The sequence below is a fragment of the Pedobacter sp. UYP1 genome (genome assembly GCF_040547305.1).
Lineage (GTDB): Bacteria > Bacteroidota > Bacteroidia > Sphingobacteriales > Sphingobacteriaceae > Pedobacter.
In genome coordinates, this window is record NZ_JBEPPL010000008.1 from 128,058 (window position 1) to 140,541 (window position 12,484).

The 12,484-nt window shown below is 40.6% G+C and carries 4 protein-coding genes; all 4 read right to left on the bottom strand.

The genetic code is table 11. From position 1 onward, the window contains the following. Nucleotides 1-23 precede the first annotated feature (23 nt). A complete protein-coding gene (locus tag ABIB30_RS16850; protein WP_354303989.1) occupies nucleotides 24-3,077 on the bottom strand; it encodes a SusC/RagA family TonB-linked outer membrane protein in 3,054 nt (1,017 codons plus the stop codon). Between the two features lie 431 nt (nucleotides 3,078-3,508). Further along, complete coding sequence (locus ABIB30_RS16855; RefSeq protein ID WP_257722241.1) at nucleotides 3,509-3,637, bottom strand: hypothetical protein; 129 nt, start codon at nucleotides 3,635-3,637, stop codon at nucleotides 3,509-3,511. A 126-nt stretch (nucleotides 3,638-3,763) separates the two neighbouring features. Further along, nucleotides 3,764-5,047, bottom strand: coding sequence for a diaminobutyrate--2-oxoglutarate transaminase (ectB, locus tag ABIB30_RS16860; protein ID WP_354303991.1), 1,284 nt, complete (start codon nucleotides 5,045-5,047; stop codon nucleotides 3,764-3,766). A 65-nt stretch (nucleotides 5,048-5,112) separates the two neighbouring features. Next, entirely contained in the window at nucleotides 5,113-12,474 is a 7,362-nt protein-coding gene (locus tag ABIB30_RS16865; protein WP_354303993.1) for a non-ribosomal peptide synthetase, read from the bottom strand. Between the last annotated feature and the right edge of the window lie 10 nt (nucleotides 12,475-12,484).

The window sequence follows — 12,484 nt, forward strand, 5'->3', positions numbered from 1 at the left end:
TATTTTTAATGGTTATTGAATTTTTACAGTCCGATATTGATACCTACCAGGAATATTTTTGACGATGGATAACTTCCATAATCTATCCCCTGACTTAAATTATCCTGTCCAAACCGGCTCACTTCCGGATCATAACCTGAGTACTTGGTTTTAGTTAAAAGATTCTGTCCGCTGATGTATACTTTAACATTGGAAAGTCTTACTCTTTTCAAAAGTGCAGGACTAAAATTATAGCCCAGCTGCACATTCTTTAAACGAATGTAAGAGCCTTCCTCCACTTGATGACTGGTTACCTGGTAAGGAGAACCTGCCGAACTTGCACGAGGTATATCATTACTGGGATTTGCTGGAGTCCAGCGGTCAAGTACACTGGCAGATTGATTACTAACCCCTGTCATAGATTCCATCTCATACTTATTTAAGTTGAAAATGCTATTTCCTTGTACGCCCTGAATGAATATGGAAAGATCAAATCCTTTGTAAGAGAAATTATTGGTAAACCCGAAAGTATAATCCGGCTGGGCGTGTCCCAATATCACGCGATCTGATGAATTGACTACACCATCGCCATTAATATCTTTGTACCTGCGTTCTCCAGGTCTCGCATTTTTCTGTCCGGAGACAGCAACTTCTGCTGCATTCTGAAAAATACCATCCGTAACTAATCCGTAAAAAACACCAATTGGTTGTCCTGCACGTAGTATTCCGGAGTTCCCTAACTGTAAGTGACCACTGGCCCCTCCCGATGGGATATCATCTGTAACTGCTCCAAGGTCAAGGATTTTATTTTTGTTAAATGAGATATTAAAATTGGTGTTCCATTGAAAAGCACCGTTCAGATTAACGGTATTTACAGCAAATTCAAAGCCTTCATTTTTAACCTTTCCAATATTCTGCAGGGAGGTAGAAAATCCAGAGGTAATAGGCAGAGAAACGTTATACAACAGATCTTTGGTTTTTTTCTGATACCAATCTGTAGTGATGGTAATCCTGTTTTTAAATAAACCCAAATCCAGTCCAAAATTTAACTGTGCTGTAGTTTCCCATTTCAGGTTAGGGTTAGCGATACGATTTGGTGCATAACCAATTACAATTACATTCCCAAAATTATAACCATCAGTCTGTAAGGCCCCTAATGATTGATACTGCCCTATTTCCTGGTTACCGGTAAGGCCATAACTTGCTCTGAATTTTAAATCACTGACCGCGGTTAACTTGCGCATAAAGGGCTCACTAGATAGCCGCCATGCCGCAGAGCCTGATGGAAAGAAAGAATATTTTTTACCATCTCCAAATCTTGAAGAACCATCATACCTTCCTGATAAGGTGAAAAGATATTTACTGTCCAGATCATAGTTTATACGGCCTAAATAAGAGCGTAAACTCCAATCATACGCATTAGATGTATTTGGATTGGTTTGCTGAGCAGCACCCATATTGTTGTATTTCTGAATATCACTCGCAAAGTTCTGTGCACTGGCTTTTACATCTTCAAAACTAGCATTCTGGAAAGTGTAGCCTACCAGGAAATTAAAGCTATGGATTTTAGAGATTACCTTTTTATAGGTCAAAGTGTTCTCATTTAACCATTCAAAGTATCTTGAATTCGTAATTTCTGCTCTTCCATTTGTTGCCAGACCTGAATAAACTGTTCTTGGCAGATAAAAGTTAGTTTTATTAAAGGCCATATTTGCACCAAACATGGTTTTTAAAGTCAGGCCTTCGATAATTTTGTATTCCAGTGAAGTATTCCCTAATAAACGGGTTTTCAGTTCAATATTGGTACGTTCTTTAGCTAAAGCCAGCGGATTGCTGATTAAAAGCGCTCCGGGCCTGTTATTCATTGTATAGTCTCCCTGAGCATCGTACACAGGAACAGTCGGAGAGAAAAACAATGCGCCATATACGACACCACCGTTACCGCCGCCATCACCATCTGTTGCTACAGAATTGCTCTTGCTATTGGTTACCGTCAAACTATTGCTGAATTTAAATTTGCTGGACAACTGCTGATCCAGGTTTACACGTACAGATCCACGGTTAAAGTCAGAATTAGCAACAATCCCTCCCTGGCTAAAATAATTCCCCGCTACGGCATATTGCGTTTTGTCGTTTCCACCAGAAAATGTCAATTGATAGCTTTGAATAGGTGCTGACCTGAATATTTCGTCCTGCCAATCGGTTCCTTTACCCATTGCAGCGATTTGAGCATCCGTATAAGTTAAAGGTTTAGGATAACCAGGCTTACCGATATTATCTCCGTTCACATTAGCAATTCCATCATTAACCAGCGTGGCCAGCTGAGATGCGTCCAGAAGATCCAGTTTTTTTCTTAGGGTCTGAATACCATAATAGCTCTCAAACTGGATACGGTTAAGCCCTTCTTTACCTCTTTTTGTGGTGATAATAATTACCCCGTTTGCACCTCTGGAACCATAAATAGCCGCTGCTGAAGCATCTTTCAAGATCTCCATGGATTCTACATCATTAGGATTAATTCCTGGCCCATTTTCATTGTAAAGTGGATAACCATCAATCACATAAAGTGGCTCATTACCACCTTGAATAGAATTGCCTCCACGAATACGAATGTTCATTCCACCACCGGGCGCATTAGATGACTGTGAAACCCGTACTCCGGCAGCCCTGCCCTGAATGGCCTGCGTTAAAGAAGCAACCGGAGTAGCTTTAATCTCTTTAGAACTGATCGAAGCAACGGATCCTGTAAGATCGCTTTTCCTGACTGAACCGTAACCAACCACTACAAGCTCATCGAGATTGGTATTATCGGCTTCGAGCGTAATATTAATTTGCTGGCGGTTGTTTACGGCTTGTTCTTTGGTAATAAAGCCAATACTTCTGAATATCAAAATGCCAGTAGCAGGAGTTGAGATGGTAAAAGTACCCTTAGCGGTTGTACTGGTAGCTTTTGTTGTGCCTTGTAATTTTACGGAAACCCCTGGCAGTGGTTCTCCTTGTGCGTCTTTAACGGTTCCGTTTACCTGCATATCCTGAGCGGTAGCGGCAAGTAAACCTGCGAATAGAAACACAGTTAATAAGCTGATTTTTTTCTTCATACGATTAATATTTGGTTTGGTTGGTTTTTGGTTTGGTTGCAGGACTAAGCTGTTTTTCAGATAAAAAACGTTTAATCATAATTGTATTTGTGTGAAGGGGCCTTCATACAAGAGGGAAGTTTGGTGTAAATAAATATTTGGTTATCCAGTACGCGCCGATAAATAATCAAAGCACATGAACTTTAACGCAATATAAATATTTGACAAAGAATGATTTAGAAGAAAAAATAAAACAAAAGGAAACTGCGTTTTCCGTTCAATTCAAACGTTTGAAACCACAGCTTATAAAGAAGGGATTGGGTTTGCCCCTGGTGGTATTTCCTTAAAAGCTTCGCGGGAATGTAAGAAAGGGCAAAAAAGGAGAGGTATGGGTACCTTTAAATTATAGCGTTAACTAAAAAAGCCTCTCCATATGGAGAGGCTTTAAAATCTTAAGCTTCTTTTTCATCAAAAGAAACAATACCAAAATTCTTTTTGTTTAATTTCTTCAATTTACGTGGTATACGAACTACATCACCACCTTTTACAACTTTATCCTGTGCTTTTACTGCTTTACTCATGATTTCAATTTACTATTGTTCAGTCTTGAATTAGACATCCCGTTTCTATTTTCGGCAATTTAAACATATTCTGCCGCAATGTGGCATTATTCTTCATTGATAAAAGGTAAAGACCTCAACAAATCATTAAGATAGTACCGCTGCTTTTTGCTGAACATGTAAATTTATAGTATCCTGTAAGATTGCCAGAGCTCTTTCCAGCACTTCTTTCTCTATCGTCAGCGGTGGAAGCATTTTGATCACTTTATCGTGACGGCCAACGCATTCCACAATTAAATTATGCTTTTCAAAACAGTCTTTTGCAATTTTCTTTGCCAGTAATGGATCGCTGAATTTAGATAAGTCTATTCCCCACATCATACCAAGGCCTCTGATTGTTATACGATCATCTTCAGCTGCTATTTCTTCCTGAAGAATACTTTTAATAAAAGCAGCTTTTTCTTTTACTGCCGCTTCCAGACCTGTTTTCTCTCTAAATTCCAAGGCTGCCCTGCCACCAATAAATGCCAGCTGATAACCACGGAAAGTCCCATTATGCTCACCTGGCTGCCAGATATCTAACTCAGGTTTAATTAATAAAATAGCCATTGGCAAACCATAACCACTCAGGGATTTTGATAAAACCACAATATCGGGTGCAATTTGTGCTCTTTCGAAAGAGAAAAAGTCACCAGATCTTCCGCAACCAATCTGAATATCATCACAGATAAAAAGAATACTGTGTTTTTCGCATATTTTTTTCAGTTTAAACAACCATTCTGGAGAAGCTACATGTATTCCGCCTTCTGCTTGCACTGTTTCCAATATCACAGCTGCTGGTTTTTCAATTCCTGAGTGTGTGTCTTCCAGGATCATTTCGAAATATGCAAGACTATCAAAACCTGCCGGGCCACAGTTCTCAAAAGGGAGAAAAGTAACATTGTGCAGTCCGACTCCAGCTACATCTCGATGATATTGATTACTGGTCAATGCAAGACTACCCTGAGACAAACCATGATATGCACCCATAAATGCAATCACATTAGTGCGTTTAGTATAGTTTCTAGCTAATTTAAGTGCGGCTTCAATTGCATTGGTACCTGTTGGCCCGCAAAATTGAAACTTGTATTCCAATCCTTTTGGTTTAAGTAACAAATCATTAAAAGTGGTGATAAAGTCACTCTTGGCCACAGTAAACATATCAAGCCCCTGCATGATATTATCTCCAGCCATATACTCTACTAACTGCGCTTTAATGTAATCATTGTTATGACCATAGTTAAGCGCACCAGCTCCCATCAGAAAATCAATATATTCTTCCCCATTTGACCCGTATAAGAAAGACCCTTTTGCTTTCTGAAATACCTGAGGAAAACTTCTGGAATAGCTGCGTACATTGGATTCAAGAGTTTCAAAAACTTGTGTAGACATAATAATAAAAATTAGAGAATTTATAATTTAATAGTTAGATGATTAGATTTTTATATAGAAGCTGATCAGGCTTCCGTTTGATCAGTTATTGGTGTATTCATGGTATAATTATTCAGGTGAGCTGCCAATGTTTTAGCATTTTCATTTTTCAGCATAGTTACATGATCGCCTGCTGCACCAACCGGCTGGATCTCATTTGCATGCGGTGCCCAACCAAGGTTCTCATCAAAGCCCATCTTTTCCCACTCCTGTTCAAGAGCCCTCACCACAGTCAGTGTTGCATCCACTTTACCGGATATATAATATTCCATAGTTGAATTACAAATCATCAGGTAAACCATCCTGGCCAGGAACTCTGTGAGCACACCTTTACCAAGACACCGAGTTTTCACATAGTCCAGCATAAATGCGCGGCGTTCATTGACAGGCAATTGTTCCATAGCCGCTTTCATTTCCTCCACCCATCCCGGGTAAGGTTTCTCTATATATTTATTTTCTTCGAGATAAATCAGCGCATCATGCATTAATGAATCGACAGGGATCGGGTAAATATTTTCCCTGACTGGTATATCCAGTAAAATAGCCTGTTCAACCTGTTGATTTATAGCTTCGAGCTGACGAATCATTTCATAGAGCACATATCCACCAAAAGAATGGCCCAATAAACGATAAGGGCCTTCTGGCTGCAACTCTTTGATCCACTTAATATTTTGTGCTGCGATCTCTTCCACGGTATGCAGTGGAATTTCTCCTTCCAGCAAGCCGATCATTTTAAGACCATACACCGGGCCTTCGCTACGGATTTCTCCCGCAAGCTGATCGTACCATTCTGGATTACCATCACCACCAGGCAGAATAAACAAAGGTCTGTCTCCTGCAGCGTTACTGAGTAAGATCAAATGTTCATTAAAATTGCTGTCATCTTGTGTTTGTAATCCAATTAGCAATGCAGCCTGAGTTTCAATAGTTTTATTGATCATGAGCGCATTCAATTGAATAGCATAACCCATTTTTCTGATCTGTGCCAGTAGCCTCACGGTAATCAGAGAATGGCCTCCCAGTTCAAAAAAGTTATCATCAATTCCTATTTTTTCAATCCCCAGCAACTCTTGCCAGATACCGGCCAGTTTCCTTTCTATAGTATTGCGCGGACCAACATAGGCTGCATTTGTCAATTTCTTATGATCAGGTTCAGGAAGCGCTTTTCTATTGATCTTACCGTTAACCGTGAGGGGTATCTCAGTTAAAGGAACCCATATTCCAGGAATCATGTAAGCTGGCAAACATCCTTGTAAAAATCCAGTGAGCTCCGCTTTGTTAAACTCACCTTTTGGCACCACATATGCTGCCAGGTATTTATTCCCCTCGCTGTCTGTTTTTGCCAGTACTACCGCATGATTCACTAAACCACTTTGTTGCAGAACACGTTCTATTTCTCCAGGTTCTATCCGGTAACCTCTGATTTTCACCTGGTCATCCATTCGTCCCATGTACCTGAGATTACCATCTGGTAACCAACAGGCCAGATCACCCGTTTTATAAAGCCGCAAATCAGCATCTTTACTAAAAGGATCTGATATAAATTTCTCTGTGGTCAATTCAGGCAGATTGAGATAACCTCTGGCCACCCCGCGCCCACCTATACACAACTCTCCTCCTGCTCCTACCGGTACAATTCGACCCTCAGTATCCAGGATATATAAAGTGGTTTCGGAAAACGCATTTCCAATCGGTACACCTGCATAATCTTTTTCAAGATCCAGTTGATACATACATTTTCCGATCGTGGTTTCTGTAGGCCCATAATGATTAAATACTTCACAACTGGCTTCAGCGAACCTGAGCTGCTTTACAACATCATCCTGCAAGGCTTCTCCACCAAAAATCAGCAATTTAGCAGGCAGCAATAATTTTCCATCTATACATAAAGCTTTCCAATGCGAGGGAACTATCTTCAGACAATCAATAGGATGAATCTCAAAATAATTATAAAGTGATAATGCATCCGTTGTTAAAGCTTCAGCAATAATATGCAGCGCACCACCCGCAGCTAAAGCACCAAACAGAATCGTATTTCCAAGATCGGTTGCGATAGCAGGTACTAATGCAAATGAACTGCAAGTATTGACCGCACATTTCTGCTGTAAACCGTAAACATAATCCACCAGGTTATTATGAGTGATCATTACCCCTTTAGGGTTACCTGTAGAACCAGAAGTATAAATCACATAAACCAGATTACCAGGCTTACTGGCATTTAATGAATCTTCCCGAGGCGCCTTACCGATAATAGCAGGCCAATCTTCTGTAATATTCAGATAGTTGATATGGTCATCAGGATGAATAGTTATTTTGTCTTGTAAACTTCCATCAGTTATACAGATTAAAGCACCTGTGTCTTTCAGGATGAAACGGATACGCTCCTCAGGAAATGCCAGATCAATAGGTACATAAGCACCTCCTGCCTTCAATATCCCAATAATAGAGACGATCATCTCCAGGCTTCTGTTCATACAGATCGAAACCAGGGTATCTCCTTTTACACCTTGTGCCTGAAGATATCTTCCCAGCTCATTTGTGCGCTGATCCAGCTCACGGTAAGTGAGTTGCTGGCCTTCATATACTACAGCTGTTGCATCAGGACTAGTATTTACCTGTTCCAAAAACAGATCTACGATAGTTTTATCCTGTGCATACTGACGCGCAGCTGCCCCTTCATTAAATCCATGAACGATCTCATTTTCTTCTTGTGGAGAAAGTAATTTCATTGTTTTAACAGCTTCAGAAGGAAGAGTCACAGCAGCTTTTAACAACTGCTCGTAATGTTTGGCCATTCTGGCGATGGTAGTCTCCTTGAATAAATCGGTACAATAGACGATAGTCAGATCCAGCCCTTCAGCTGTTTCTTCAATCATAAAATTAAGATCAAACTTAGCAGAAGCATGGTCTACTTCTTCACCGCTCAGTCTCAGGTCGCCTAATATCAGTTCAGGCGCTTCCGGCGTATTTTGCAAGACCAGCATGGCCTGGAATAAAGGACTTTTGCTTCGGTCTCTGTCTTTAACCACCGCCTCTACAATTTTCTCAAAAGGAATATCCTGATTGTCATAAGCTTCCAACGAAGTTGTTTTAACCCGCTTCACTAATTCCAGAAAAGTTGGCGAGGCGCTAAGATCACAACGTAATGCCAGTGTATTAATGAAAAATCCGATCAATGCTTCCGATTCTTTTTGTCTTCTTCCGGCTATCGGAGTACCTACCGTAATATCATCCTGTCTGCTGTAACGCGACAACAACACATAAAATGAAGACAACAGCGTGATAAATAAAGTCACATCCTGTTGCCGACTGAAGGTATTCAGCTGCTCCGTTAGTGGACGCTCAATATGGAAATTCATCACCGCGCCACGGGTACTTTGTATAGCAGGTCTTTCATAATCCAGTGGAAGTTCCAATGCGGCTGCATCACCCAATTTTGCTGACCAGTAATCTTGTTGTGATTTCAGTATTTCGCCAGCTAAATAAGTACGTTGCCAGATCGCATAATCAGCATACTGAATAGCCAGATCAGGCAATTGAGCTTTTTCGTTTTGGATAGCAGCCTGGTAGTTAGCAGTTAACTCATCGACCAGAATATTAATTGACCAGCCATCACATGCAATATGATGCATAGTCAAAACCAGCAAATATTCTTCTTCCTGCAATTTGATCAATCCTGCTCTCAGCATATAGTCAGCAGAGAGCTCAAAAGGTTTCACTATCAATGAATTGATAGTTTTAGCAAGCTCATCCTTAACATCAATAAGGGACAATTGCCATTGATCAGCTGATCTGATTTCTTGATAAGGTACACCCTCTGCAGATTTGATGACTGAACGCAGTACTTCGTGTCTGCGAACAATACTTTGTAGTGCATTCTGAAGGGCATCCTGGTTAAGTTTACCTTTTAATTTAAGCACTGAAGGCATGTGATAATGGACACTTCCTTCCAGCTGATCTATAAACCACAGCCGCTCCTGACTGAAAGATAAAGGAATAAATTCCGGTCTTGGCAACACTGTAATGGGTGGAAGCAACGTCTTATTCCCACTAACCTGCAAATATTCAGCAAGGGCTGCGATCGTTGTATTTTCGAACATCGCTTTCACGGTAACCTCCAACTTCATCTGATCCCTTATGGTCCCGATCAGCCGGATAGCCAGCAGAGAATGTCCTCCAAGTTTGAAGAAATCCTCATATACTCCTATCTGTTCAATTTTTAATATCTTCTGCCAGATCAAAACCAGCGCTTGTTCTGTTTCGTTTCTCGGTGCAACATATCCCTGCTCTGCCTGAGAGCCGCCTTCGGGAGCTGGTAATTCTTTTTTGTTGACTTTACCATTAGCTGTTAACGGCAGGTATTCTAATTCCACCAGCATTGACGGAATCATATAATCAGGCAGTTTTTGTATTAGAAATTCCATTATATTTTCCTGATCATAAACCCCATCCGGCACTATATAACCGATCAAACGTTTACCGCCATCTTCATCAGTTAAAACAGTGACCACCGCCTGGCTTACACCATCGCATTTTTGCAGTACACTTTCTATTTCACCAAGCTCAATACGGAAACCGCGAATTTTCACCTGCTCATCTATCCGGCCTTCATAAGCAATACTGCCATCTGGAAGCCATTTACCTAAATCACCTGTTTTATACAGCCGTTCTCCTGCCTTTTCAGAAAAAGGATGCGGAATAAATTTTTCTGCAGTCAGCTCCGGCCGGTTCAAATATCCTGCGGACAAACCAGCACCACCCAGATAAATTTCCCCAACGACACCGATTGGCAACAATTGCTGCTGCTCATTTAAAACATAGACCGTACGATTACTTAATGGATAACCTATAGGAATATGGTGGTCAAACCCTGGTTTAATCGGATAAGTCAGCGAGAAAGTAGTATTCTCTGTGGGGCCATAGCCGTTAATGATTTCAATAGCAGGATAGGTTTCCAGTAATTTATGTACATGTTTTGCAGATAGCTTTTCCCCACCCACTAAGATAACCTGCAGGCTCTCAAACACATCAATAGCTGTTTCTACCAACTGATTAAACCAGCCGGCGGTAAACCACATTTTATTGACCTGGTGCTCCACTATTTCATTTTTCAGCAAAGCAGGATCGAGTAATGTTTGTTCTTCACATAAAACCAGGCGGCCTCCATTAAGCAACATTCCCCAATATTCAAAAGTTGTTGCATCAAATGAAGGTGCTCCGGTTGACAACAGCACATCATCAGGACTGAAAGAAACATAATTTACACCCCGAACTAAACTCACGACATTTCCATGAGTTACTTTAACCCCTTTGGGCTGGCCAGTAGAACCAGAAGTATAAATAACGTAAGCCAGATCCTGTTCAGAAAGCACGATACCCGTCGGCGTCACTGGTTTTTGATGTAACTTATAAGCCAGCTTATCTAAAATTACAGGTTCAGCATTTCCCAGCATTTCGAGCAAGTCTGCATAGTCTGAAGTGGTTACTACTACCGGACTGTTGCTTTCTGATAACATAAAACGGATCCGCTCCTCAGGATATCCCGGATCAATCGGCATATAGACAGCTCCTGCCTTCAATATGGCCAGAATAGCAATCATGACTTCCAGGCTTCTGTCCATACAAAGCGGAACCAGCATGCCAGTAGTCACCCCTTGCTCCACCAGATAGCTGGCCAGTTGATTACTGCGTTCATCCAGTTTAGCATAGGTTAGTTTTCCTTCTCTGAATACTAAACCTACTGCTGAAGGCGTCTGTTCAGCCTGTTTATGAAATAGTGAAACAATAGAATCTTCCTGTTCATAAACAGAGAAGGTGTCGTTAAAATGATGTAATAATTGCGTTTCATCCTCTCCTTCAACTAATAGCAGCTCCCCTACTTTACTTTTTTCTAAGGATATAATTTGCGATAGCACCTGCTCGAAATGTCTTTTTAACTGTCTGACATACGATTCATGAACCATTTCTTCATTATATACGAATAGTACATGTATTTCGTCAGTTACCGCCGCAACAATACTCAATGGATAATTATTGTGTTCTTTTACAACCACATTTTCCACTTGCATTTTTCCCGGACCAGACGAGTCAGTTTCACTCACAGGATAATTTTCAAATACCAGGATAGTATCAAATAAATCTCCAGTTACACCAGCCCATTGCTGTATCGTACTTAAGGCCGTATAACCATACTCTCTGGAAGATATCTGCCCATTCTGAATAGTAGATAACCATTCAGTAATCGTTGTATCGTGATTTACCGCTGTATACAAAGGAAGTGTATTTATATACATACCAACCCTTTTTTCCATCTCAGAAAGTTCTTCGGGACGTCCGGATATGACCACGCCATAAGTTACACCTGTTTTACCGGTATAATTGTGCAAAATGAATGCCCATACCCCTTGCAAAAGCGTATTTAAGGTGATCCCGCATGCTTTCGTATAGGCCTCAGCTTCTGCTTTTATTTGTGCATTAAACAAAAGTAATTCATCTTTATACAAACCTGCCCCTTTTGTACTGCTTTCTGCAGAATGGATAAATGGCAGTAAACTTCCCCCCTCTACTCCTTTCATATATTCACGCCAATACTGTTCCTGAGCACCAATATTTTTGCTTTCTATATAGCGGATATAATCTTCATACTTATCGTGCTGTATCACTACTTTCTGACCAGCTAACAACTGGTCGTAGAACTGCAGCAGTTCTTCCATCAAAATCGAGATGGACCAGCCATCCAGCAAAATATGATGATAGGTCCACACCATCTTATAGCTTCCCTGGGCCAGCTGCAACAAGTTAATACGCATTAAAGGAGGCTTTTTTAAATCAATTCCCTTCTTCAAATCTGCCGCTATAAACGCATCAACTGTCTCTTCCTGTAATTCATGGCTCAAATCACTATAATCGAGTAGCTGGAAAGGGAGTTTTATATCCTGATGCACACATTGTACTGGCATGCCCAATGTTTCGTATTCAAAACTACTGCGTAAAATCGTATGACGCTCCAGCAGCAGATTCCAGCTTTCCTCGAATAAACCGACATTTACCTGTGAAAGATCACAGGTAAATTGTTCCATATAAGCACTTGCATCCCCATCATATAATCCATGAAACAGCATTCCTTCCTGCAAACCACTCAGCCGGTAAATCGCTGTTATTTTTTCGTGGCGCTTCTTCTTTTCTGGTTCTGCATTTAAAGAGATATAATCAATCAGCTCCTGCTTATTATTTTTTATATAGGTAATAGTAGTCGTATCATTTCTTATGGCACCGATCTGCTCATTAGTTAATTTGTCTTTGTCCCCTCTCAAAATGAGTTTACCATCCTGTACGGCCAGAGAAAAATGTTTGCGATATAGTTCGTCTATGAATTGCTTGATTTCCATGTAATAAAAT

Bases quoted from the DNA above. Each gene is read 5' to 3' on its own strand.
- ABIB30_RS16850 (WP_354303989.1), bottom strand. From the start codon at position 3,077: ATGAAGAAAAAAATCAGCTTATTAACTGTGTTTCTATTCGCAGGTTTA.
- ABIB30_RS16855 (WP_257722241.1), bottom strand. From the start codon at position 3,637: ATGAGTAAAGCAGTAAAAGCACAGGATAAAGTTGTAAAAGGTGGTGAT.
- ectB (WP_354303991.1), bottom strand. From the start codon at position 5,047: ATGTCTACACAAGTTTTTGAAACTCTTGAATCCAATGTACGCAGCTAT.
- ABIB30_RS16865 (WP_354303993.1), bottom strand. From the start codon at position 12,474: ATGGAAATCAAGCAATTCATAGACGAACTATATCGCAAACATTTTTCT.